Annotated in this window: 20 protein-coding genes and 1 pseudogene; 10 read left to right on the forward strand and 11 right to left on the reverse strand. The window is 70.9% G+C overall.

What is annotated here, in order from left to right:
- Positions 1 to 66: 66 nt before the first annotated feature.
- A pseudogene (locus ACFXOM_RS19015) lies at positions 67 to 333 on the reverse strand (response regulator transcription factor); the annotation flags it as partial.
- A gap of 338 nt (positions 334 to 671) precedes the next feature.
- Positions 672 to 2,054 carry a glycine--tRNA ligase gene (locus ACFXOM_RS19020; protein ID WP_384932399.1) on the reverse strand — a complete coding sequence of 461 codons (1,383 nt, stop codon included), beginning with the start codon at positions 2,052 to 2,054 and terminating at the stop codon, positions 672 to 674.
- 175 nt (positions 2,055 to 2,229) lie between these two features.
- Between ACFXOM_RS19020 and ACFXOM_RS19025 the strand changes: the two genes are divergently transcribed.
- The 5 genes from ACFXOM_RS19025 (at position 2,230) to ACFXOM_RS19045 (ending at position 6,842) form a co-directional block, all read left to right on the forward strand.
- On the forward strand, positions 2,230 to 3,204 hold the full coding sequence (locus tag ACFXOM_RS19025) for a metal ABC transporter substrate-binding protein (protein WP_385038552.1): 975 nt from the start codon (positions 2,230 to 2,232) through the stop codon (positions 3,202 to 3,204).
- A 59-nt stretch (positions 3,205 to 3,263) separates the two neighbouring features.
- Positions 3,264 to 4,037, forward strand: a complete 774-nt coding sequence (locus ACFXOM_RS19030; protein WP_384932405.1) for a metal ABC transporter ATP-binding protein — start codon at positions 3,264 to 3,266, stop codon at positions 4,035 to 4,037.
- A gap of 2 nt (positions 4,038 to 4,039) precedes the next feature.
- Entirely contained in the window at positions 4,040 to 4,933 is an 894-nt protein-coding gene (locus ACFXOM_RS19035; RefSeq protein WP_385038555.1) for a metal ABC transporter permease, read from the forward strand.
- A 76-nt stretch (positions 4,934 to 5,009) separates the two neighbouring features.
- Positions 5,010 to 5,423: a Fur family transcriptional regulator gene (locus ACFXOM_RS19040; protein ID WP_384932412.1), complete on the forward strand. Its 414-nt coding sequence runs from the start codon at positions 5,010 to 5,012 to the stop codon at positions 5,421 to 5,423.
- Positions 5,424 to 5,666: 243 nt separating this feature from the next.
- Positions 5,667 to 6,842 (forward strand): PP2C family protein-serine/threonine phosphatase, encoded by a 1,176-nt coding sequence (locus ACFXOM_RS19045; RefSeq protein ID WP_384932415.1) that lies wholly within the window; start codon positions 5,667 to 5,669, stop codon positions 6,840 to 6,842.
- 321 nt (positions 6,843 to 7,163) lie between these two features.
- Here the strand turns inward: ACFXOM_RS19045 and ACFXOM_RS19050 are convergent, their stop codons facing one another.
- The 4 genes from ACFXOM_RS19050 to ACFXOM_RS19065 all read right to left on the reverse strand — a co-directional run bounded on the left by ACFXOM_RS19050 (position 7,164) and on the right by ACFXOM_RS19065 (position 13,088).
- Positions 7,164 to 7,991, reverse strand: coding sequence for an isoprenyl transferase (locus ACFXOM_RS19050; RefSeq protein WP_384932418.1), 828 nt, complete (start codon positions 7,989 to 7,991; stop codon positions 7,164 to 7,166).
- 11 nt (positions 7,992 to 8,002) lie between these two features.
- Positions 8,003 to 8,764, reverse strand: a complete 762-nt coding sequence (recO, locus tag ACFXOM_RS19055) for a DNA repair protein RecO (RefSeq protein ID WP_384932420.1) — start codon at positions 8,762 to 8,764, stop codon at positions 8,003 to 8,005.
- A gap of 457 nt (positions 8,765 to 9,221) precedes the next feature.
- Entirely contained in the window at positions 9,222 to 10,655 is a 1,434-nt protein-coding gene (locus ACFXOM_RS19060) for a hypothetical protein (RefSeq protein WP_384932422.1), read from the reverse strand.
- Positions 10,656 to 10,826: 171 nt separating this feature from the next.
- On the reverse strand, positions 10,827 to 13,088 hold the full coding sequence (locus ACFXOM_RS19065) for a tetratricopeptide repeat protein (protein WP_384932425.1): 2,262 nt from the start codon (positions 13,086 to 13,088) through the stop codon (positions 10,827 to 10,829).
- A gap of 276 nt (positions 13,089 to 13,364) precedes the next feature.
- On the opposite strand from ACFXOM_RS19065, the gene ACFXOM_RS19070 reads away from it, so the two are divergent.
- Complete coding sequence (locus ACFXOM_RS19070; protein WP_384932428.1) at positions 13,365 to 13,871, forward strand: DinB family protein; 507 nt, start codon at positions 13,365 to 13,367, stop codon at positions 13,869 to 13,871.
- Between the two features lie 89 nt (positions 13,872 to 13,960).
- Here ACFXOM_RS19070 and ACFXOM_RS19075 read toward each other — a convergent pair whose 3' ends face one another.
- Together ACFXOM_RS19075 and leuA are read right to left on the reverse strand one after the other, a co-directional pair.
- Entirely contained in the window at positions 13,961 to 14,680 is a 720-nt protein-coding gene (locus ACFXOM_RS19075) for a TerB family tellurite resistance protein (protein WP_384932431.1), read from the reverse strand.
- A gap of 189 nt (positions 14,681 to 14,869) precedes the next feature.
- Positions 14,870 to 16,633, reverse strand: coding sequence for a 2-isopropylmalate synthase (gene leuA, locus ACFXOM_RS19080; RefSeq protein ID WP_384932434.1), 1,764 nt, complete (start codon positions 16,631 to 16,633; stop codon positions 14,870 to 14,872).
- Between the two features lie 297 nt (positions 16,634 to 16,930).
- Here leuA and ACFXOM_RS19085 point away from each other — a divergent pair, with 297 nt between their 5' ends.
- Positions 16,931 to 18,001 (forward strand): M4 family metallopeptidase, encoded by a 1,071-nt coding sequence (locus tag ACFXOM_RS19085; RefSeq protein ID WP_384945328.1) that lies wholly within the window; start codon positions 16,931 to 16,933, stop codon positions 17,999 to 18,001.
- 26 nt (positions 18,002 to 18,027) lie between these two features.
- The gene (locus ACFXOM_RS19090) at positions 18,028 to 18,294 is read left to right on the forward strand and encodes a protealysin inhibitor emfourin (RefSeq protein WP_384932440.1); all 267 of its coding nucleotides are present in this window, start codon (positions 18,028 to 18,030) and stop codon (positions 18,292 to 18,294) included.
- 218 nt (positions 18,295 to 18,512) lie between these two features.
- Here ACFXOM_RS19090 and era read toward each other — a convergent pair whose 3' ends face one another.
- The 3 genes from era to ACFXOM_RS19105 all read right to left on the reverse strand — a co-directional run bounded on the left by era (position 18,513) and on the right by ACFXOM_RS19105 (position 21,919).
- A complete protein-coding gene (gene era / locus ACFXOM_RS19095) occupies positions 18,513 to 19,469 on the reverse strand; it encodes a GTPase Era (RefSeq protein WP_384932442.1) in 957 nt (318 codons plus the stop codon).
- Between the two features lie 53 nt (positions 19,470 to 19,522).
- A complete protein-coding gene (locus tag ACFXOM_RS19100; RefSeq protein WP_385038557.1) occupies positions 19,523 to 20,524 on the reverse strand; it encodes a WxL protein peptidoglycan domain-containing protein in 1,002 nt (333 codons plus the stop codon).
- A 63-nt stretch (positions 20,525 to 20,587) separates the two neighbouring features.
- A complete protein-coding gene (locus ACFXOM_RS19105; RefSeq protein WP_385038560.1) occupies positions 20,588 to 21,919 on the reverse strand; it encodes a beta-xylosidase in 1,332 nt (443 codons plus the stop codon).
- Between the two features lie 319 nt (positions 21,920 to 22,238).
- On the opposite strand from ACFXOM_RS19105, the gene ACFXOM_RS19110 reads away from it, so the two are divergent.
- Both ACFXOM_RS19110 and ACFXOM_RS19115 read left to right on the forward strand, forming a co-directional pair.
- Entirely contained in the window at positions 22,239 to 22,592 is a 354-nt protein-coding gene (locus ACFXOM_RS19110; protein ID WP_384932451.1) for a cytidine deaminase, read from the forward strand.
- Between the two features lie 2 nt (positions 22,593 to 22,594).
- Positions 22,595 to 22,969, forward strand: coding sequence for a hypothetical protein (locus ACFXOM_RS19115; RefSeq protein WP_384932454.1), 375 nt, complete (start codon positions 22,595 to 22,597; stop codon positions 22,967 to 22,969).
- The last annotated feature ends 60 nt before the right edge of the window (positions 22,970 to 23,029 follow it).

The raw sequence follows: 23,029 nt of genomic DNA on the forward strand, positions 1-23,029 counted from the left end.
CTGCCGGTGGCCCTCCGGCCGCCTGCGGCAACTCGGTCGCCACGCCCGCTCGGTCGCGCTCCCCCGTCAAGCGCCGCCTTCCAGGTAGCGCAGTACGGCGAGCACTCTGCGGTGGTCGGCTTGGGCCCGAGGCAGGTCGAGTTTGGTGAGGATGCTGTTGATGTGTTTGGCGACCGCGCTTTCGCTGACGACGAGGCCAGCCGCGATGCCGGAGTTGGACCGTCCTTCGGCCATCAGGGCCAGGACGTCGCGTTCGCGTTCCGTGAGCCGTTCGAGCGGGTCGTTCTGCCTGCGGACGAGGAGCTGTGCGACGACCTGGAGGTCGAGGGCAGTGGTGGCGGCGGTTCCTGCGGCGAGCAGGGTGAGGACGAGCAGTTCGAGGATTCCGAGGCAGGGTGCGACGAGGCAGTGGTAGCGGAACTGTCGTGCTGCCGCGCTGAATCGGAGTCGGGGGATTTCGGTGCCGCAGAGTTCGTTGGGGGCCTGGTGGGCGCGGTGGTGCTGGCGTTGTGTGTGGAGTTGCGGGGGACGGGGCGGGGGGCGGATTCGTTGGGCGGGTCGACGGGGAGGCGTGCGGGACGCGCGGAGGCCGGCCGGGTTGCTGGCCGGCCGGCCTCTGACGGGGTGGTGCGTGTGTCGGTTCCCGACGGGTGGGCGTGCGGCTGCTGGGGTTAGCAGCCGATGAGGCGAGTGGCGAGGTATGCCTGGATCTGGTCCAGGGAGACCCGCTCCTGCTTCATGGTGTCGCGTTCGCGCACGGTGACCGCGTTGTCGTCGAGGGTGTCGAAGTCGACGGTGACGCAGTACGGGGTACCGATCTCGTCCTGGCGGCGGTAGCGGCGGCCGATGGCACCGGCGTCGTCGAACTCGATGTTCCAGTTCTGCCGGAGGTCGGCGGCCAGGCCCTTGGCCTTCGGGGAGAGCTGCGGGTTCCGTGACAGCGGCAGGACGGCGACCTTGACCGGGGCGAGGCGGTGGTCGAGGCGCAGTACGGTGCGCTTCTCCATGACGCCCTTGGCGTTGGGGGCCTCGTCCTCGTTGTAGCCGTCGAGGAGGAAGGCGAGCATGGTGCGGCCGACGCCGGCGGCGGGCTCGATGACGTACGGCGTCCAGCGCTCGCCGGCTTCCTGGTCGAAGTACGACAGGTCGGTGCCGGAGGCCTTGGAGTGCGCGCCGAGGTCGTAGTCGGTGCGGTTGGCGACGCCCTCGAGCTCGCCCCATTCGCTGCCGCCGAACTGGAAGCGGTACTCGATGTCGGCGGTGCGCTTGGAGTAGTGGGAGAGCTTCTCCTGGGGGTGCTCGTACCAGCGCATGTTCTCCTCGCGGAGACCGAGGCCCGTGTACCAGTTCCAGCGCTGTTCCATCCAGTACTCGTGCCACTTCTCGTCTTCGCCGGGCTTGACGAAGAACTCCATCTCCATCTGCTCGAACTCGCGGGTGCGGAAGATGAAGTTGCCCGGGGTGATCTCGTTGCGGAACGACTTGCCGACCTGGGCGATGCCGAAGGGCGGCTTGCGGCGCGAGGTCTGCTGGACCTGGGCGAAGTTGGTGAAGATGCCCTGGGCGGTCTCGGGGCGCAGGTAGGCGATGGAGCCGGAGTCCTGGGTGGGGCCGAGGTGGGTGGAGAGCAGGCCGGAGAACTGCTTGGGCTCGGTGAACTGGCCCTTGTTGCCGCAGTTGGGGCAGTTGATGTCGGCCAGGCCGTTCGCGGGGGCGTGGCCGTGCTTCTCCTCGTAGGCCTCTTCGAGGTGGTCGGCGCGGAAGCGCTTGTGGCAGGAGGTGCACTCGGTGAGGGGGTCGGTGAAGGTGGCGACGTGGCCGGAGGCTTCCCAGACCTCGGTCGCCAGGATCACGGATGAGTCGATACCGACGACGTCCTCGCGCGCGGTGACCATGTAGCGCCACCACTGGCGCTTGATGTTCTCCTTGAGCTCGACACCCAGCGGCCCGTAGTCCCAGGCGGCACGCTGTCCGCCGTAGATCTCGCTGCACGGGTAGACAAAGCCACGGCGCTTGCTCAGGTTGACGATCGTGTCGATCTTGTCGGCGGCCACGGTGCTCTCTTCATTACGACGACGAAGTGCGAATGGTTCAGGTTACCGGCGCCCGCACCCCCTGCATCAAATCGGTTCTCTCCTCGTACTGGCCGATCCGTGCGGGGGTATCGGGTCGGTCACGAACCGTTGATTCAATTGACAATCGTTTCCACTCTTGTTGAAAATGACTGTCATGAACGTACGACGTCTCATACCCGCCACCGCCGTCGCCGGAGCCTCGGCGCTCGTCCTCGTGTCGCTGTCCGCCTGCTCGGGGGCGTCCAGTGCCGCCGACGGCAAGGAGAGCGGGAAATTGGACGTGGTGGCGTCGTTCTATCCCCTGCAGTATCTCGCGGAGCAGATAGGTGGTGACCACGTCGCGGTCACCACGCTCACCAAGCCCGGCGTCGAGCCGCACGACCTGGAACTGAAGCCCAGGCAAGCGTCGCAGCTCCGCCGGGCTGATTTCGTGCTCTACCTCAGGGGCGTCCAGCCGGCCGTCGACGAGGCGATCAAGCAGTCCGGTGTGGAGCACACCGTGGACGCCGCGAAGCTCACCACTCTTGAGGCCCACGGCACCTCGGCCGGGCACATCGACGGACACGACCACGGCCACGACGCCGGGGAGCACGCGGAGCAGGAAGGCGCCGCCGACCCGCACGTCTGGCTGGACCCGGTGAAGTACGCCGAGGTCGCCAAGGGCGTCGGTACGTCGCTGGCCGCGGCCGATCCGGCCCATGCCGCGGATTACCGGAAGAACACCGACGCGCTGGTCGCCAAGCTCAACGGTCTGGACGCGACGTTCCAGCAGGGCCTGAAGAACACGGCCACCAGGACCTTCATCACCACCCACGCCGCCTTCGGCTATCTGGCCGAGCGGTACGGACTGGAACAGGAGGGCATAGCGGGCGTCGACCCCGAGTCGGAGCCGAGCCCCGCCCGGATCAAGGAATTGCAGACCGTCGCCGCGAAGGACGGGGTCACCACGGTGTTCTTCGAGACGCTCGCCAGCGGCAAGACGGCACAGACCCTCGCGAAGGACGCCGGTTTGAAGACGGACGTGCTCGACCCGATCGAGGGGATCACCGAACGTTCCCGGGGCCGTGACTACCTCGCGGTCATGGAGTCCAACCTCGCCGCGCTGCAGAAGGCGCTGGGGGCGAAGTGACCCGTCCGCCGGACGCACCGCAACCATCAGCCCCCTCAGCAGGATCGGAGGCACAGGTCATGGAGGAGCAGGCCGTGGAAGCCGTCATCGCCGTGCGCGGGGCCCGGGCCACGCTCGGTTCCCGCCCGGTGCTACGCGGCGTCGACCTCACCGTACGCCGGGGGGAGGTCGTGGCGCTGCTCGGGGCCAACGGCTCGGGCAAGTCGACGGCCGTGCGGTCCGTGATCGGCCAGGTGCCGCTCACGGACGGCACGGTGTCGTTGTTCGGTACGGAGCTGCGCCGGTTCGGTGCGTGGTGGCGCGTGGGGTACGTGCCGCAGCGCACGACGGCGACCAGCGGGGTCCCGGCGACGGTCCGCGAGGTCGTGGCATCGGGCCGGCTGTCGCGCGCGAAGCTGAGGTGGCCGTCCCGCCGGGACCGTAGCGCCGTGGAACGGGCGATCGACATGGTGGGGCTATCGGACCGGGCGAAGGACGCGGTGGGCGCGTTGTCGGGCGGCCAGCACCAGCGTGTCCTGATCGCCCGTGCCCTGGCCGCCGAGCCGGAGCTGCTGATCATGGACGAGCCGATGGCGGGGGTGGACCTCGCCAGCCAGGAGGTTCTGGCCGGCACACTGCGCGAGCAGGTCGCGGCGGGGACGACCGTCCTGCTCGTCCTGCACGAACTGGGCCCGCTGGAGCCGCTGATCGACCGCGCCGTGGTGCTGCGCGACGGTTGCGTCGTCCATGACGGACCGCCGCCGAAGGCGGTCGGCCAACACGCGCTACCGGGCCACGACCACGTACATCCGCACGCGGCCGACGAGCCGCTCCGCACGGGACTGCTGACCTGATCATGGAATTCCTCCAGGACCCCTTCATGCAGCGGGCGCTGCTCGCTGCCGTGCTGGTCGGCGTCACCGCGCCCGCCGTCGGTATCCACCTGGTGCAACGCCGGCAGGCGCTGATGGGCGACGGCATCGGGCACGTCGCCATGACCGGCGTCGGTCTCGGTTTCCTGCTGTCGTCGAACCCGGTGTGGATGGCGACGGCGGTGGCGGTCGTCGGTTCGGTCGCGATGGAGCTGATCCGGGCGTACGGGCGCACGCGTGGCGACATCGCGTTGGCGATGCTCTTCTACGGCGGCATGGCTGGCGGTGTGATGCTGATGAACCTCAGCGACACCGGGTCGAACGCCAACCTGGCCTCCTACCTGTTCGGTTCGCTGTCGACGGTCTCCGAGGAGGACATCACCACGATCTGCCTGCTGGCGGGCTTCGTGCTGCTGGTGACGGTGGGGCTGCGGCGCCAGCTGTTCGCGATCAGCCAGGACGAGGAGTTCGCTCGGGTCACCGGCCTCCCGGTGCGGGCGCTGAACCTGCTGGTGGCGGTGACGGCAGCGGTGACGGTGACGGTCGCGATGCGGGTGGTCGGCCTGCTGCTGGTCAGTGCGCTGATGGTGGTGCCGGTGGCGGCGGCGCAGCAGATCACGCGGTCGTTCGCGGTGACGTTCGTCCTGGCCGTGGCGATCGGGGTCGGGGTGACCGGTTCGGGCACGGTCGCCTCCTACTACCAGGACGTGCCGCCCGGCGCGACGATCGTGCTTCTGGCGATCGTCGTGTTCGTGGCGTTGACCCTGCTCGCGGCACCGCTGGCGCGGCGCAGGGCGAGGGTGCAGGTCGATACCGCGGCGGAGTGCGATCTGGCCGTTCCTGGCTCGCGGCGCTCCGGCGAGGACGTCACGGTCTGAGCGAGTGAGGCAAGGGTCCGGGAGGAGCCTGGCAGAATGGCCCGACGAGGAGCGGGCGGATACAGAGGAGGCACCTGTGGCGACGGCTGGACCCCCCGTGCGCGGCCGGTCGACCCGGCAGCGGGCCGCGGTGGCGGCGGCGCTCGACGAGGTGGACGAATTCCGCAGTGCGCAGGAGCTGCACGACATGCTCAAGCACCGTGGCGATTCGGTCGGCCTGACGACGGTCTACCGGACGCTGCAGTCCCTCGCCGAGGCCGGTGAGGTGGACGTGCTGCGCACGAGCGAGGGCGAGGCGGTGTACCGGCGCTGTGCGTCCGGGGAGCACCACCACCACCTCGTGTGCCGGGTGTGCGGCAAGGCGGTCGAGGTGGAGGGCCCCGCGGTGGAGCAGTGGGCGGAGGCCATTGCTTCCCAGCACGGGTATGTGAACGTGGCCCACACGGTGGAGGTATTCGGTACGTGCGCGGAGTGCGCGGCGGCCGAGTAGCCCCTGGCGGTCGGCGGCCTGCTGCCCGACGGGGCCGCGGGAGTACCCGTACGCAGAGGTGTCGGCGGCGCCCCGTCCGTGAGGAGAGCGGGCGGGGCGCCGTGCTGCACCTGTCGGGGCGGTACCGGTCGGTGCAGTGGCGTGGGCCGTAGACCGGGTGGGGTGCCGTTCGGGTCCGGCCCGCTGCCGGTGACGGGCGGGGCATGAGTGGAACGTTGCGCCGCCAGGAGGCAGCCTGTACCCATGCGGTCGCTCTCCCGTTCTCCTCGATCAGGAACGGGCGCTCACAGCGGGGTCCTGTTCACACTCGCGCAGTGCGTCCCCTTCGCGATCGCCCTCCTCGTGGTGGTCATCGAGCTCACTCCCCTGCACTTCCTGTACACGGGGCCCCTGCTCACGGCGACGCCCGCGCTGGCCGCGGTGACGATGGGCCCGAAGGGCACCCTCTCGGCCGTGGCCGTCGCCGTGGCCGTCAGCGTGACCACCGCGACCTACAACGACGCGTGGGGCAGTCAGCAGGTCTACAGCAATCTCCTCGCCCTGTTGCTGGTGTCCGTGGCCAGTGTCACGACGAGCAGTGCCGTGCGGGCGCGCCGGGAGAGCGAGCTCAACCAGGTCCGTCGGATCGCCGAGGCGGCGCAGGGGGTCCTCCTGCGCCCCGTGCCCCCACGGCTGGGCCCGGTGCGGGCGGCCAGCATGTACCTCGCGGCCGAGACAGGGGCGCAGATCGGGGGTGACCTGTACGAAGCAGTGCAGACCCGGTACGGGGTCCGGCTCATCGTCGGGGACGTCCGCGGCAAGGGCCTGCCCGCGGTGCGCGCCGCCGCGGCGGTCCTCGGGGCGTTCCGGGAGGCCGTGCACTACCAGGACGACCTGGTGGAGGTGATGAACCACTGTGCGGCCGCGTTGCAGCGGGAGCGGAGCACGCCGGGGGTCGATCCGGACGCCCGCATGGAGGGGTTCGTCACCGCGCTGGTGGCCCAGGTGCCGGACGAGCAGGTGGTCGAGGTCGTCAATCGTGGCCACCCTGCGCCGCTGGTGCTGCACGGTGGTAGGGCCCGGGCCCTGACGTCGTCGTCCCCGCTGCCGCCGCTCGGTCTGGAGGACTTCATCGTCGGGCCTCCCGGCACGGTGGAGAGCTACCCCTTCCCGCCCGGTGACCTTCTGCTGCTGCACACCGACGGGGTGATCGAGGCCCGCAACCGCGACAACGACTTCTTCGCCCTGCCGGAGGCGATGGAGCAGGTTCGGGCCGCGTCTCCGCAGGAGTTCCTGGAGGAGTTGCACCAGGGGCTGATCCGGCACACGGGGGACTCCCTCGCCGACGACGTGGCGATGGTCCTCGCGGAGCGGGTGGACGACGAGGTTGCGGAGGGGTCCGGCGCGCCGTCCGCCGCGGCGGACGGCGGACGGCGCTGAGCTCGCCTGCGCATCGCGGTGGAGCGGGGCCGTGCCGCGCCCAGGCTCCGGCCGGTCGTCCGCGGGTCGCCGCGGCGAGAGGACGGCTTCCGGGGCACGGCTGTGCGTGTTGGTCGCCGTACGACCCGGGAGGGACCGGCCGGAACGGGTCGGGCGCGTCGGGCGGTCCGCGCGCTGCGTCGTCGCGTGGTCAGCGGGGTTGTGGTGCGGCGGGCCGGGTGGGCGCCAGGACGGGGTGGCGCCCAACACCGGTTCAGCCGCCGGCCTGGCCCGGGGCGCCCGTCTCGCCGCCGTGGGCTGGTGCCTCGCGGCGTCCCACGGCTACTTCTTCTCCAGTGCGGTCAGTTCCTCGTTGGGGATCGCGCCGCCGAACCGCCGGTCACGGGAGGCGTATTCGAGGCAGGCCCGCCACAGGTCACGGCGGTCGAAGTCGGGCCACAGCACGTCCTGGAACACCATCTCGGCGTAACTGCTCTGCCAAATCAGGTAGTTGGAGGTGCGCTGTTCACCACTCGGACGCAGGAAGAGGTCCACGTCCGGCATGTCCGGGTAGTAGAGGTACTTCTGGAAGGTCTTCTCGTTCACCTTGGACGGGTCCAGCTTCCCCGCTGCCACGTCCTCGGCGATCTTCCGTGCGGCGTCGGCCACTTCGGCCCGGCCGCCGTAGTTGACGCAGAAGTACAGCGTCATGGCGTCGTTGCCCTCGGTCTGCTCCTGCGCGATCTGGAGCTCCTGGACGACGGACTTCCACATCTTGGGCATGCGACCGACCCAGCGGATGCGGATGCCGAGCTCGTCCATCTCGTCGCGGCGGCGACGGATCACGTCCCGGTTGAAGTTCATCAGGAAACGCACCTCTTCCGGGGAGCGCTTCCAGTTCTCCGTGGAGAACGCGTAGAGGGAGAGGTTCTTGACACCCATCTCCAGGCAGCCCTTGAGCACGTCGAGGACGACGCCCTCGCCGACCTTGTGGCCCTCGGTGCGCGGTAGGCCCCGCTCCTTGGCCCAGCGGCCGTTGCCGTCCATGACGCAGGCGACGTGGTTCGGCACGAGTTCGGCCGGGATCTTGGGCGGGCGCGCCCCGGACGGGTGCGGCTCGGGGACCTTGTACTCGCGGCGGGAACGTCCCAGGATTCCGCGTCGTGCCATGGGGGTCACACTCACTTCTTCTCGACGAACTTCTCTACGTACCGCAGCGAGCGCAGACCGCGCTCCAGGTGCCAGTGCAGGTAGGCGGACGTCAGCCCGCCCGCTTCCCTGACGTGGCGGGCCTCGCAGGCGTCCGCCGTGTCCCAGTCGCCGGTCAGCAGGGCGCTGAGCAGTCCGATGGCCTCTGCAGAGGGTACGACGCTGCCGGGCACGCGGCAGTCGGCGCATATGACTCCGCCCGATGCGACGGAGAAGAAGCGGTTGGGCCCGTGCAGCCCACACTTCGCGCAGTCGTCGAAGCTCGGCGCGTAGCCGTTGACGGCGAGCGAGCGAAGCAGGAACGCGTCGAGAATGAGGTTCGGCGCGTGCTCGCCCCGGGAGAGCGAGCGCAGCCCGCCGACGAGCAGCAGGTACTGCTGGACCGCCGGCTCGCCCTCGTGGTCGGTGAACCGTTCCGCCGTCTCGAGCATGGCGGTGCCCGCTGTGTAGCGGGCGTAGTCCGTGACGATGCCGCCACCGTAGGGAGCGATCGTCTCGCTCTGTGTGCACAGCGGCAGCCCGCGGCCCACGAGGTCGCTACCGCGCGCGAAGAACTGTACGTCGACATGGGAGAACGGTTCGAGGCGGGCCCCGAACTTCGACTTGGTCCTGCGGACACCGCGGGCCACGGCCCGGACACGGCCGTGGCCTCGGGTGAGGATCGTGATGATGCGGTCCGCTTCACCCAGCTTCTGGGTGCGCAGCACGATGCCGTCGTCGCGGAACAGGGTCATGGGGCCATTGTTCCGCACCGGGAGGGCGGCGGACCGCCGCGGGTGCGGGCTCCTCGATCGGCTACAGCCGATGGCGCGCCCGGCCGGTGGGGGAGGTGGTCCCCGATGCCACCCGCGTGCGGATCGAGACAGCCGGTGGCCACCTCCGGTTCACGGTCTGCCGGTGCACCGACGTAGTCGGCCTTCCGAGGGTTCAGTCGAGCCAGGCGAGTCCTCTTCATCCTCCCCGGATGCCCGGACCGTCGTAAAGGTAGGAGGGACTTCCAGCTCTGCAAGACCTACAAGAACGTCTGGCGAAACGTAGAGTCGGCGGGGTCGTCGAGCAGCGCGAGGAGATCATCATGTGCCTTCCCGCCATGTTGCCAGCGGGGTACGACACTCAGAGCCGGGGCGGACGTCAGGGCGGCCCCGGGGGAAACCCCCGGCCGGCGCACGTCCGGCCGGCCGGGGGCGGGCATCAGGCGGCGAGTTGGGCCTTGCCGCTCGCCAAGGTCCATTCCCGGTGCAGGGTGCCCAGCGGGATGCGCTTCTGCAACAGTGGCGTGCCGAAGACGGACAGCTGGACCTGGAGGTTCCCGCTCAGGTCGAATCCGCCGAAGGCCGCGAAGGAACCCGCGACGCTGGCCTTGCCGTCCGAGGATGCCGTGGCCACGGCTTCACCCTCGCCACGGAGGTAGGGGGCGAAGTCGGCGGTGAGGCCGACCATGCCGTACAGACCGACGGACGCCTCGGCGCCGAGGGCTGCCTTGGCTCGGCCCGCAGCGGTGACGGTCGCCGTCACCGGGGTGCCCTTGACCTCGGAGGTGCTGACCGGCGTCCAGCCCTTGAACGGCGCGTAGCTGCCGCCGACGCGGAAATCGCCCTTGACGCTCTGCTGGACGTCGAGCGTGATGCGGCCGTCGGCGTCGATCTGCAGGTAGCAGGTCAGGTCCAGGTTGACGACGACGGGCACGGGGCCGACCTGGATCACCGGGTCGGCGTGCAGTTTGGCGAACGGGATGCGCTGCGTGGCCTTCGCGGAGGCGCGGCCCTTGAGCGCCCACTGGGCGGACCAGTCACCGGTCATGCCGAGGAAGGCCCCGCCCGGACCGGGCTTGCCCGCCTGGCCGTGGGCGCTCCCGTTGTAGGAGAACTCCACCTGCGGCGCCAGCTGCACGTAACCGGAGACGCTGGCGGCTGCGGACGCAGGAGCGTCCTCGGGGGTAGCGAGGGCCGCACCGACGTCGAGGCGCAGGCTACCGAGGGGCAGCTGTGCGCCGCTGGGGCCGAAGCGGACGCCCCCTGGCTTGGCCCACGAGAGCTTCACGCCCTTGACCAGTGGCTCGACGTCGAAGGTCGACGGGTCGACGGGGACGTCGCCGTCGGCCTTGTCGTCGGCGAGGAGCGCGCTGAGCGTGGCGGGCTTGGTGGTGACTTCGGTGCCCTGCTCGGTGGTGCGGACGACACCGGTCACCTCGGCGAGCAGACCTCGCGGTGCCCCCGGCACGGGGGCGCTGGCGAAGACGTCGCCGGTCTTGACGGGGGGTTCGGCGGAGGGACTGGACGACGGGGTGCCGGACGGGCCGGTGGTGGGCTTCGGCGCGGGCTTGTGGGGGGTGGATATGACGGCACGCTGGGTGCGCTTGTCGTAGGCGGCGACCTTGAGGGGGCTCTTCTTGGCGGTGCCGCCCTTGCTGGCCGGTCGGGCGACGGCCGTGGGCGTGGGTTTGCCCGCCGGTGCCGCTTCGACGTTGAGCTGTTCGGTTCCGCTGTCCACGGCCTCCGTGGTGGCGGTGGAAGTCGCTGCGGCTGCAGGGCGGTTGGCGGTGTCCGGGGTGGCGGAGCATCCGCTCGCCGCGAGGGCGAGCGTTGTCAGCGCGGGGACCAGGAGTCTCCTGGAGAGATTACGCACGGGGGCGTCCTCCGGCGGTGCAAAAGTGAGGGGGGTGGCTACTGTTACCCATGGGTAAGAGTGTTCGGAATCATGCCATGCCCCACACCGGGCCGTCACCTCCCTCCGGCCCCTAACAACACCTACTTCAGGGCGAATTGGGACGCGATCCCCGTCACAATGACAGCGTTATCATGCAGCGCCGAGCTTGCGCCGCACCTCTGTTTGCCGGGCGGAGTCCCCTAACTCGCCGTAGACCGCGACCGCGTGACGGTACCGGACGTTCGCGCCCGGTTCGTCCCCCTGGGCGAGGAGGCTGTCACCGATGGACTCCGCTGCCGCGGCGACGCCCTTGCCGTGCCCCACGCCCTCGAACACCGCGAGTGCGGCGCGGTGGTGGTCGGCGGCCGCGGTGAACATCCCGCGCCGTTCCTCCAGACGACCGAGCTCGCGCAGCGTCCACCCCTCCCCCACCGGCCGCCCGTGGCGCCGGTACGCGGCGAGGGCGGCCCTCAGGTGGCGCTCGGCCGGCGTGAGGTTTCCCGCCTGGACGTGGGCTGTGCCGAGACTGCGCTGGGCGTCGGCGGCGTAGGAGGGGTTGCCGGGCCGGTGAACGAGGGTGGCGACGGCTGGTTCCAGGCAGTCGATGGCTTCGTCGGGGCGGCGGCGGTCCAGGTGGAGGGCGCCGAGGCTGCTCAGCACCTCCGCCTCCCCCATGGGCGTGCCGAGTTCGCGGTAGCAGTCCAGGGCGGCCCGGAACTCCCGGAGCGCCTGTTCGTGGCGCCCGGCCCGGCGCAGCGCGTCCCCGAGGAGCCTGCGGGTCTTGATCTGCTCGCTGCGGGTTCCGGTGCGCTGCTGGACGGCGACGGACATCCGCAGGTGGTCCACCGCTCGGTCGTACCGTCCCTCGTGCAGGTACCCGGCGCCGAGACCACGGAGCGCGTACGCGGCCCAACGGTCCTCGCCGGACCGGCGCGCGGCGTCGAGAACCGTCGCCCACATGGCGATGCGCGGGAGCTGGCTGGGCTGGTCCCACAGCCAGCGGTCGGCGGCCAGCGCGAGTTCGCAGCCCGGACGGTGCAGTCCTTCGCGCGCCGCGGCACGGACCAGGAGGGAGACGGTGGCCTGCTCGTGACCGCCCCACGCGTGGCTGCCGTGCTGTGTGGCGTCCGCTGTGTACAGGGCGATGATGCGGCCGAGGGCGGCCCTGCGCTCGGCGGGTGCCGTGTCGCGTTCGAGGCGTTCGGCGGCGAAGACACGGATGAGGTCGTGCAGCCGGTAGCCGTCCGGCCCCGTCGTCTGGACGAGTTGGGCGGCGGCGAGGCGCTCCAGTGCCGCCCGGGCGGCGACCTGCGGACGGTCGGCGGCTGCGGCGGCGGTACGGGCGGTCAGCCGGAGGCCGGGGTGGGTCACCAGACTGCGGAAGTAGTGCTGGTCCTCGGCGTCGAGGGTGTCGTAACACGCTTCGAAACCAGCACGGACCGCGAGGTTGCCGACCCGCAGCTCGTCGAGACGGCCGCGTTCACCGGTGAGGCGGCCCGCGAGTTCGCCGACGGGCCGGGTGGGGTGGGCCCGCAACCGGGCGGCGGCGATGCGGACGGCGAGGGGAAGCAGACCGCAGGCGTGGACGATGGCGCACGCCGAGCCGGTTTCCCCGGCGATGCGCTCCGGGCCCGCGACGGCTGCGAGGAGGGCGAGCGCCTCGGACTCCGCGAGCGTCCCGAGGGGAACGGCGACGGCTTCGGGGAGGTCGAGGAGTGCCTGACGACTGGTGACGAGCGCGAGTGAATGCCCGTCGCCCGGAAGCAGTGGGCGGAGCTGCGCCGCGTCCGCGGCGTCGTCGAGGAGCAGCAGGACTCGTCGGCCCGCGGTGCGGCTGCGGAAGCGGGCGGCGAGGGCCTCGGGCGTGCCGCTCTGTTCCTCTTCCGGCGCGCCGAGTGCGGCGAGGAACTCGGCCAGTACGGCGGCCGGCGCGATCGGGTCGCAGCGTCCGGCGCCGAGGTCTGCGTACAGCCGGCCGTCGGGGAAGAGCGGTCGTAGTTCGTGGGCGAGGCGGACGGCGAGGGTGGACTTGCCGACTCCCGGGGCTCCGGTGAGGGCGAGGGCATGGTGGCCCTGGTGGACGAGTCCGAGGAGGACGTCCAGTTCCGTCCTGCGGCCTACGAAGTGTGCGCTCGACGCAGGGAGTTCGGCAGGGTCGGGAAGTTCGGGGAGGTCGGGAAGGTCGGGCCCGGGCGCTGTGGAGGGCGGGTCCGGCTCCGCGTCACGGGTGCGTCCCTGTCGGGCGGCGGCGACGGCCGTGCCGGCGGTCAGCAGACCGACGAGCGGCCAGGCCAGCGGGGCGAACGCAGCGGGCAGGGTGCCGCTGTTCGCCACGCTCACCGCGACGGCGACGAGCACCGAAAGCAGCACCGACCCCGTTGCGAGCACCGCCGTCGCGTGAGTGCGCTGCACAGTCCCCTCGATCCCCCCGTGCTGCAGTGGTCTCGTCCATTGTGGCCTACCGGGGCGGCAACTGACCGGTGAAAGCCACCTGTTGGCCGGCGCGCGTCCAGCCCCGCACGCGTTCCGCCGCACGGGCTGCGGTTCGGTTCCGTGCGAACGGCGGGGGTGGAGCGGTGTTCGGCCACCCGGCGGTCGTCACGGTGGGGATTCAGGCGGTGCGGGAGGGGGTCGACTCCGGCGCACCGTGGGGTCGGGATGCGTGCCGCGTCTCGTAGGGTCGCCGTCATGACCACTGAACGCATAGGGCCGCCCGTGATCGCGGGTGAACGCGAGATGTTGCGCGGGTTCCTCGATTTCCACCGCGCCACGCTGGCGATGAAGTGCGACGGCCTGACGGACGAGGAGTTGCGCCGGCGGTCCGTGCCGACGTCGACGCTCTCGCTGCTCGGCCTGGTCCGGCACCTGGCGGAGGTTGAACGCACGTGGTTCCGGAGGGTGATCAACGGGGAGGACGTCCCGTTGGTGTGGTCGCCGGAGGGCGACTACCAGGTGGCGTACGACGCGACGGGCGCCACGCGGTCGGAGGCCTTCGAGGCGTGGCAGGGGGAGGTGGCCCGTGCCCGGAGGGTCGAGGAGGCGGCGGCTTCGCTCGATGTGACCGGCTACCAACCGCGCTGGGAGGAGGAGGTGTCGCTGCGCCTGGTGATGCTGCACATGATCCACGAGTACGCGCGGCACAACGGGCACGCCGACTTCCTGCGCGAGGCGATCGACGGTTCCGTCGGGGCCTGATCCGACCCGACGGAACGTGGACGGGCCACCCCTTGGGACCGTTCCGCCGCTCGCTCCGCGGCGCCGCCCCGGGGGCCACGGCGACGGGGCTACGGCGACGGGGTGCCGGCGGCTGCCAGCAGCCGGGCCGTGTCGTCGTCGCACAACTGCAGCGCGTTGCCGACCGTGGTCAGCACATCCCGTTCGGCGGGGATGTAGGGGCCGTCGGCGAGCGCGATCTGGGCGCCCTGCAGCAGGATCGACTCGCGGCCGGCCGCGGCCAGGTGCGGGGTGAGCGGTTCCAGTGCCTCGTGGAGCTCGATGGCGAGCGCGGCACCGCACGGGCCGGTGTCGGTGATGAACCGGCCGGTGTCGGCGGCGAGGGCGTCGACCATCGCCGTCAGCTGGCCCTCGGTGCAGTCGTTGAACCCGGCCGCGCGGACGGTGCCGACGGCGGTTTGCAGGACTGTGCGGGAGGAGGTGCCGCCCGCCGCGAGGACGGCCAGGGCGACGGTGTGGACGGCGTCCCGGAGCATGGCGGAGAAGCGTGCCGTGGTCGGGTGGTCGAGTGCTTCGGTGCCGAACCGGCAGTGGCAGGCGGCGCATTCGACGACCGGGCCGGTGCAGCCGCGCGGGAGGACGGGAACGCCGAGGACGGTGAAGCGTCGCCGGCCGGTGCGGCGGCGGTAGTTGCGGTCGCCCCCGCATTCGGGACAGAAGAAGTCACCGTCGCCGATGGTGGTCCAGGACGTGCGAACGCCGAAGACACAAAGGCCGCGATGACCGTCGGTGTGCGGTTTTCGGCCTCTTTGTCCTAGGTCTGGCAGCACGTCGCACCTCCGTCATTCCCCCGTGGCCGTCTCGCACGGGTGGTGCATCCGCGGCACCGTTGCCGCGCTGACGTGATGTTAGCCACATCGATGTTGTGACGTCAGTACCCCCGGCGTGACACCGGGGGACAGATGGCTGAACCCCGCCCCCGTGAGGGGGCGGGGTTCGCGGGCGCTGACGGGGGTGGCTCAGCGGGCCGCGCGGTTGACCGCCGAGATGACGGCCTTCAGCGAGGCGCGGGTCGTGTTGGCGTCGATCCCGACGCCCCACAGGACCTTTCCGTCAATGGCGCATTCGATGTACGAGGCGGCTTGCGCGGATGCGCCCTCGCTCATCGTGTGCTCCTGGTAGTCCAGCACGCGCGCGTCGACGCCGATCGTGTTGAGCGCGTCGATGAAGGCGGAGATCGGGCCGTTGCCGGTGCCGGTCAGCACGGTCTCCGTGCCGTCGACGACGGCTTCCGCGGCCAGCGTGTCCGTGCCGTCGGTGTCCGACGTGGTCTGGCCGGAACGCAGCTGGATGCGTCCCCACGGGTCGACCGGGTTGGGCAGGTACTCGTCCTGGAAGACCGACCAGATCTCCTTGGGCGTGACCTCGCCGCCCTCGGCGTCGGTCTTGGCCTGGATGATCCGGGAGAACTCGATCTGCATGCGGCGCGGCAGGTCCAGCTTGTGGTCGTTCTTCAGGACGTAGGCCACGCCGCCCTTGCCGGACTGGGAGTTGACGCGGATGACGGCCTCGTAGGAACGACCGACGTCCTTGGGGTCGATCGGCAGGTAGGGCACGGCCCACTCGATCTCGTCGACGGTCTTGCCCTCGGCGGCCGCATCGGCCTCCATGGCGTCGAAGCCCTTCTTGATGGCGTCCTGGTGGGAGCCGGAGAAGGCGGTGTAGACCAGATCGCCCGCGTAGGGGTGGCGCGGGTGGATCTCCATCTGGTTGCAGTACTCGCTGGCGCGACGGATCTCGTCGATCTGCGAGAAGTCGATCTGCGGGTCCACGCCCTGGGAGAAGAGGTTCATGCCCAGGGTGACCAGGTCGACGTTGCCCGTGCGCTCGCCCTGCCCGAACAGGCAGCCCTCGATGCGGTCCGCCCCCGCCATGATCGCCAGCTCGGCGGCGGCGACGGCCGTACCGCGGTCGTTGTGCGGGTGGACGGACAGGCAGATGTGCTCCCGGCGGGTCAGGTTGCGGGACATCCACTCGAAGCGGTCGGCGTGCGTGGAGGGCGTGGAACGTTCGACGGTGGCGGGCAGGTTCAGGATGATCTCCCGCCCGGGCCCGGGCTGCCAGACGTCGCAGACGGCCTCGCAGACCTCCAGGGCGAAGTCCAGCTCGGTGTCGGTGAAGATCTCCGGGCTGTACTGGTAGCCGAAGGCCGTCTCGTCGCCGAGCAGCTTCTCCGCGTACTCCATCACCAGCCGCGTGCCGTCCACCGCGATCTGCTTGATGTCGCCCTTGGAGCCGCGGAAGACGACGCGGCGGAACGTGGGGGCCGTCGCGTTGTAGAGGTGCACGCTGGCGCGCTTCGCGCCCACCAGGGACTCGACGGTGCGCTCGATCAGGTCCTCACGGGCCTGGGTCAGCACGGAGATCGTCACGTCGTCCGGGATCGCGCCCTCTTCGATGATCGAGCGGACGAAGGCGAAGTCCGTCTCGCCGGACGACGGGAAACCGACCTCGATCTCCTTGTAGCCCATGCGGACCAGCAGGTCGAACATCTCGCGCTTGCGCGCCGGGGACATCGGGTCGATCAGCGCCTGGTTGCCGTCCCGCAGGTCGGTGGAGAGCCAGCGGGGCGCCTGGGTGATCCGCTTCTGCGGCCACGTGCGGTCCGGGATGTGCACGGCCTCGTACGGGCCGTACTTGTGGATCGGCATACCGGAGGGCTTCTGGGTGTGCGTCGTATTGGTGATCGGCGTGGGCCGGCCGATCCACTGCGACTGTGACATTGCGCTGGGCTCCTCGGGATCCTGCTGCGGGGGAAGGCCGACTGGGTCGATGCAACACCAGACTCCGCGGGGAGGGAGTCGGCCTACGACTACAGGCCCTCGCCGCGGCAGCTAAGGAGAAGCAGCCCGAAACGCATGATGCCCAGAAGCCTAACCGAGCCCCGACCCGAACGTCGGCCCCGTTCCACTATGCGGGACGACCGATCAGTAACGGGCAAAAGCGATCCTGTCACTCCATTTCATTAATCATGGTCGCAGGTAGTGACAGTGTCATGACCCAGTGCCACATTGCCGGACATGACTTCCTCCACACGACACGTCCCGAATCCCGTCTTCTGCGGCATCGTGCCCCCGCACCTCCTCGACAAGCTCGCCCGCGCCGGCGACCCGGCGATCGCCGCCGCCGCACGCCGCACCCTGGTGGCGGACGCCGCCCACCGCACCGGACGCCGACTGACCACCGTCGTGGGTGCCGCCGCGCCGACCGACCGCGGCGCGGAGAGCAAGCCCCGGCGCACGCTCTACGACGCCGAACACGGCACCGCGCTGCCCGGGAGGAAGGTGCGCAGCGAGGGCGAGGAACCGGGCAGGGACGCCACCGTCAACCGTGCGTACGCCGGCCTCGGTGCGACGTTCGAGCTGCTGATGACGGCGTACCGGCACAACTCGATCGATGGCGCGGGTCTGCCGCTCGACGCGACCGTGCACTACGGCGAGGGCTACGGCAACGCCTTCTGGAACGGCGAGCAGATGGTGTTCGGCGACGGGGACGGTGAGATCTTCCTTGACTTCACCGTGCCGGTCGACGTCATCGGCCACGAACTGGCCCACGGGTTCACCCAGTACTCCGCGAACCTCACCTACTTCGGCCAGCCCGGCGCACTGAACGAATCCGTGTCGGACGTCTTCGGCTCGCTGGTGAAGCAGTACACCCTGGACCAGACGGCGGACCAGGCCGACTGGCTGATCGGCGCGGGGCTCCTCGCGCCCGCGGTGTCAGGCGTGGCGCTGCGCTCGATGAAGGAGCCCGGCTCGGCCTACGACGACGACGTGCTCGGCAAGGACCCGCAACCCGCGACGATGGACGACTACGTCCGGACCGGCCGGGACAACGGGGGCGTCCACATCAACTCCGGCATCCCCAACCACGCGTTCTACGTCCTCGCGACACAGCTCGGCGGCAAGGCGTGGGAGCGGGCGGGGCAGATCTGGTACGACACCATGACCTCGGGGAACCTGCAGGTCGACGCCGCGTTCTCGGACTTTGCGAAGGAGACGGTCGCGGCGGCCGCGGCCCGCTACGGGCAGGGCGAGGAGCACGAGGCGGTGCTGAAGGCGTGGTCGCAGGTCGGTGTACTTACCAGCTGACCCGTCTCCGTACTAGACAGGACCCCATGCGTATCCACGTACGTCGCACGGGTGGTTTCGCCGGCATCGAACGGGTCGCCGAAGTGGACACCTCGGGGCGACCCGATGCCGAGGAGTGGCACGCCCTGGTCGGGCAGGCCCTGAGCGAAGGCCGGGACACCCCGTCCGCGGGCGTCCCGGACGGCTTCCAGTACCAAGTCACGGTGGACGACCGGACGGTCTACTGCGCGGATCCCCGGCTCACGGAGGCACAGCGGTCGCTGATCTCGCGGGTGTTGAAGGAAGGGGCGTAGGCGCCGCCGTCGCGGCCGGTTCCGGGTACCGGGCGCGGCGGGTCCGGCTCCCTGTGCCGGGACGCCGTCCCCGCCGCGCCCGGCGGGTCCGTGGGCTGTCCTCGGCGGCGCGCAGGGCCGGCGGCGCCGCTGCGCAGGCAGCACCGCGGTCCGTCCGGGACGGGCGCACGGTCCACGGGCGGGATCCCGTCCCGTACGGCGACCGGCTCGGCCGTGGCCTAGAAGCCGAGCTTGCGCAGTTGCTTCGGATCGCGCTGCCAGTCCTTGGCGACCTTCACGTGGAGGTCCAGGAAGACGGGCGTGCCGAGCAGTGCCTCGATGTGCTTGCGGGACTTCATGCCGACCTCCTTCAGCCGGCTGCCCTTCGGACCGATGATGATGCCCTTCTGGCTGGGCCGCTCGATGTAGACGTTCGCGTGGATGTCGAGCAGCGGCTTGTCCGCGGGGCGGTCCTCGCGGGGGAGCATCTCCTCCACGACCACTGCGATGGAGTGCGGCAGTTCGTCCCGGACGCCTTCGAGCGCGGCTTCGCGGATCAGCTCGGCGACCATGACCTGCTCGGGCTCGTCCGTGAGGTCGCCCTCCGGGTAGAGCGCCGGGCTCTCCGGGAGGAGTGGGACCAGCAGATCCGCCAGGAGCGCGACCTGCTTGTCCCCGACGGCCGACACGGGGACGATCTCCGCCCAGTCGATGCCCAGCTCCTTGCCGAGCTGGTCGACGGCGAGGAGTTGCCCGGCGAGGGTCTTGGAGTCGACGAGGTCGGTCTTGGTGACGATGGCCACCTTGGGGGTCTTCTTGATCCCGGCGAGTTCCTTGGCGATGAACCGGTCGCCGGGGCCGATCTTCTGGTCCGCGGGGAGGCAGAAGCCGATCACGTCGACCTCGGCCCAGGTGGTGCGCACGACGTCGTTGAGCCGCTCGCCGAGCAGCGTGCGCGGCTTGTGCAGACCGGGGGTGTCCACCAGCACCAGCTGGGCGTTCAGGTCGGGACGGTGCACGATGCCGCGGACGGTGTGGCGGGTGGTCTGCGGCCGGTTGGAGGTGATGGCCACCTTCTGGCCGACCAGAGCGTTCGTGAGGGTGGACTTGCCCGCGTTGGGGCGGCCGACGAAGCAGGCGAAGCCGGCGCGGTGCGGGGCCTCGGATCCAGGGGTGTGAACGCTCATGCGGGCCATTCTCCCCGATCCGCGGGGCGCTCACGTACCGGGCGCCGGCCCGGAGGCCACCCTCACGCCGCGCCCGTGCCCCGGCGCGGCGGCCGCGGCCCCGTGCGCCGACCGCGCCCGGCCTTCCGCCACAGCCGCGCCGTGACGGCGGCGACCACCGCCAGCAGGACTCCGGCGGGCAGCCACGGAAACGCGACGAACGAAACGGCCCCGGACTCCCGTACGTCGCGCGCACTCGCCGTGAGCCTGACCTGGCCCCAATCGAGCTGCGGGGCTGGCGCCCAGTGCTCGGTGAGCCGGATCTTCTGACGGGGCAGCAGTTCGGAGGGGATCTTCGTCAGATCGCGGGCCAGCAGGGTGCGGCCGAAGAGTCCCTCGGCGCGCAGGGCGACCTTGGGGTTGAGGGTCACGTTGCCGCGGTTGTGGAGGGTGTAGGCGATGGCGGCGCTGCTGCCCCCGGTGCCCGGGACGAGGGGCCTGTCGGAGCTGTACGTCACGTCCTCGACGGAGAGCGCGGGCACGGTCGGGCCCGTGACCCGGAGGTAGACGCGGGCGCCGACCGCCCGTTGCACGCCGACCGCGACGTTGCCCCGTGACCCGGCGGCGAGGCGTTCGTCGAGGGCGACGAGTGCGCCGGGATGGTCGCCCGGTTCGGCGGTCTCGGGGACGGTGAGGGTGTAGGGGACGGTGACCGAGGCGTGGGCGGGGACCGTGATCCGGGTCCGTTGCGGCTTCGCCCAAGCGCCGACCCCGCGCTGGCGCTCCTGCTGAGTGCGCACGGCGAAGCCGCCGTCCCGCTCGGTGTTGTACGCGTCGGCGGCGTACAGCCGGAAGGCCAGCGGCTGCGCGGTCTTGTTGCTGACGGTCACCCGATCGGTGAGCGTGGTACCCGGATCAGCGGAGAGGTAGTAGTACGGGCGGTGGCCGAGTGCCGAAGCGGTGGGCTCGACGGACCACTCGCCGTTGTCGGCGGCACGGGAGGCCGGTGTGGCGCAGAGGAGCAGGACCGGTGCGAGCAGGAACGGCAGGAGCCTGCGGAACAGGGGTACGGACGGCTCGTCCACGGGTGCGGGTCCCCCCAGGGGTCGGGGCGGGCCGACCGGGTGCGCGCCCGGCCCGCCGGGTGGTCAGGTGAGCGTGAGGGTCAGCACGCCGGAGTAGGTCCCGGGCGCGGTGAACGCCGGCACGTCGAGCGAGACCTTCGCGCCCGCGGTGAACTCACCGCCGGTGAGGGCACCGTTGGGGGTGGAGGCCAGGGTCGCGCCCGCGCTGCCGACGGCACCCGCGGAGCCCGCCGCACAGGTGCTGGGGCTTCCCGCCTCGGTGGTGCAGGAGGGGGTCCAGCTGAGCCTGCCGGCGTCGATCTTTCCGCCGGGTCCGGTGAGGTCGGTCATCTTTCCGGTGAGGGACCAGCCCGCGGGCCCACCGCGGAAGTCCTTGATCGTCACGGCGTTCAGGTCGCCCGTCGATGTGCCCCCCTTACCGAAGTCGACCGAGGTCAGGGAGACGGTGTCGCCTGCCTGGGTCATGGAGAGGGTGCCCGCCGCGACGGAGGAGGACAGCTTCTGGCTGTTCGCGGGCAGCGGGGTGTCGTCGTTGACGGTGTACGCCGCCGGACCCGCGCCCTTGTCGTCGTTCCAGGCCGTGCCCTCGTACGCCACGATCCCGGTGGTCGCCTTGTCGTTGACCGTGAGGGAGGCGCTGAAGCCGCCCGTCGCGGTCGCCTTGACGGTGGTTCTGTCAGCGGTCTCCGCGGCACCGGCGCGACCGACGACGACGACGTCGGCGCCCGCGGTGAACTTGGCTCCGGTGACGGTGACCGGGTCACCCGGATTACCGGAGGCGGTACCGAGCTGGATGGTGCGCTCGTTGGCGCTCGGCTGGGGCGTCGCCACGATGGTCTGGGAGACGGGTGCGGGCGGGTTCTTCACCGTGCAGGGGGTGTCGAGCTCCATGATGTAGCTGGTGTGGATGTTGTAGTCGCCCGGCGAGAGGGTGATCGAGCCGGGAGCATCGACCGTGAAGGTGCCGGTCATCGAGAACGCGGGGAACGTGCCCTTGCCCGGGACCGGCGGGTTCTTCTTGGGGCCGGTGACCGTGACGCCACCGGTTTGGGCACCCCCGAGGGTGACCTTCCCGGTGGGCGTCATGATGTCGGCGGGGAGCGCGATGTCGACGGGGTTGCCCGCTGCCGGCTTGGTGACCGTGTAGGTGACGGTGACCGTGTCGCCCACCTTCGGCGCGGGCTCGTCGACGGTGATCTCCGCCGTGGTCGTGCCGTCGATGGGCGGGATGCCGGCGATCGGCGGCGGTACGCAGTGCGTGGCGAAGTCGACCACCTGGGAGGCCGCCGCCAGGGCGGGGGCGGTGAGGAACCCGCTGCCGGTGACCGCGAGGGCGGTCACCCCCAGGGCGGCTGCCCAGCGGTGTCTTCGCGGGGCGGATCTCAGGGATGCCATGTGCTTCCCCCTTCAGTAGGTGGCCGCCATTGACGGGGCGAGGGGAAGAGAAGTCAATGGAATCGAAATGCACCGACTGATGACCCATCAGATTCTGTCAAGATCCGCACTTTCACCGACCAAAAGGGGGCAACTCCCCTCGCAAACCGAGGGGAAGATTCCGCACCGGACGGGCAGGACCACGGGCGCGGACCTGCTGGGTGGACCGCCGCTTCCGTCCCGTTCCCGCAGGGGCGCGAGGCAGACCCGCCCCCGTCACGAGCCGTCACGTTCCGGGTGCGTGCGGGCCGGCGCAAGGGCGTGGACCTATGCTCAGCGCATGACTGAAAGCACCGAACTCGCCCCAGAGGACCGCAAGATCATCACGTTGGCGCGCAGCGCCCGCGTCCGCAACGGGGTGCCCGAGGGGGCCGCGGTCCGTGACGAGACGGGACGTACGTATGTGGCGGGCACCGTGGCCCTGGAGTCGCTGCGGCTGAGTGCGCTGCAGACCGCCGTCGCCATGGCAGTGGCGAGCGGTGCGAAGTCCCTCGAAGCGGCGGCAGTCGTCGGGGACACCGACGTGGTCGCGGACGCCGACCGCGCGGCGGTGCGGGACCTGGGCGGGCTGGACACCCCCGTCCTGCTGGCCGGACCCGACGGGGTGCTCCGCGCCACCGTCACGGCAGGTTGAGGATGGCCGGGCCGTCCCGCAGCACCTGGGCGCGGATCGCGCTGGCGATCGGTCTCCTCGGAGTCGTGATCAATCTGGTCGACTGGGCGATCGACGGCAGGCTCGTCCCCTCCGACGCCTTCCCCCTGTTCCTGGCGGCCGCCGCGGCCGGAGAGCTGACGAGCGGCGTCAGGCAGCGCGTCCTGCGCGGCGCCGCTTCGGCGGTCCTCGCTGCAGTGGGCCTCGCCGCGGGCGTTCCAGCAGCGGCCGACCTGGTCCGCGGCGACCCCGTCGACTGGCTGGACCTGACGGTCGGAGTCCTGGTGGTGCTCTGGGCGTTGGTGGGCGGGGCGGCCCTCGTCGGACGGCTGCGCCGCCGCGGCTCCGCCGCGACGTGACCGCCCGCGCCGCACGACACGGACCGTGACGGTGCGGGCCCGCGCCGTCACGGAGCCGAT

It is taken from the genome of Streptomyces sp. NPDC059169, assembly GCF_042755225.1.
Classification (GTDB): Bacteria; Actinomycetota; Actinomycetes; order Streptomycetales; family Streptomycetaceae; genus Streptomyces.

Bases quoted from the DNA above. Each gene is read 5' to 3' on its own strand.
- ACFXOM_RS19025 (WP_385038552.1), top strand. From the start codon at position 2,230: ATGAACGTACGACGTCTCATACCCGCCACCGCCGTCGCCGGAGCCTCG.
- ACFXOM_RS19030 (WP_384932405.1), top strand. From the start codon at position 3,264: ATGGAGGAGCAGGCCGTGGAAGCCGTCATCGCCGTGCGCGGGGCCCGG.
- ACFXOM_RS19035 (WP_385038555.1), top strand. From the start codon at position 4,040: ATGGAATTCCTCCAGGACCCCTTCATGCAGCGGGCGCTGCTCGCTGCC.
- ACFXOM_RS19045 (WP_384932415.1), top strand. From the start codon at position 5,667: ATGCGGTCGCTCTCCCGTTCTCCTCGATCAGGAACGGGCGCTCACAGC.
- ACFXOM_RS19050 (WP_384932418.1), bottom strand. From the start codon at position 7,991: ATGGCACGACGCGGAATCCTGGGACGTTCCCGCCGCGAGTACAAGGTC.
- recO (WP_384932420.1), bottom strand. From the start codon at position 8,764: ATGACCCTGTTCCGCGACGACGGCATCGTGCTGCGCACCCAGAAGCTG.
- ACFXOM_RS19070 (WP_384932428.1), top strand. From the start codon at position 13,365: ATGACCACTGAACGCATAGGGCCGCCCGTGATCGCGGGTGAACGCGAG.
- leuA (WP_384932434.1), bottom strand. From the start codon at position 16,633: ATGTCACAGTCGCAGTGGATCGGCCGGCCCACGCCGATCACCAATACG.
- ACFXOM_RS19085 (WP_384945328.1), top strand. From the start codon at position 16,931: ATGACTTCCTCCACACGACACGTCCCGAATCCCGTCTTCTGCGGCATC.
- ACFXOM_RS19090 (WP_384932440.1), top strand. From the start codon at position 18,028: ATGCGTATCCACGTACGTCGCACGGGTGGTTTCGCCGGCATCGAACGG.
- era (WP_384932442.1), bottom strand. From the start codon at position 19,469: ATGGCCCGCATGAGCGTTCACACCCCTGGATCCGAGGCCCCGCACCGC.
- ACFXOM_RS19105 (WP_385038560.1), bottom strand. From the start codon at position 21,919: ATGGCATCCCTGAGATCCGCCCCGCGAAGACACCGCTGGGCAGCCGCC.
- ACFXOM_RS19110 (WP_384932451.1), top strand. From the start codon at position 22,239: ATGACTGAAAGCACCGAACTCGCCCCAGAGGACCGCAAGATCATCACG.
- ACFXOM_RS19115 (WP_384932454.1), top strand. From the start codon at position 22,595: ATGGCCGGGCCGTCCCGCAGCACCTGGGCGCGGATCGCGCTGGCGATC.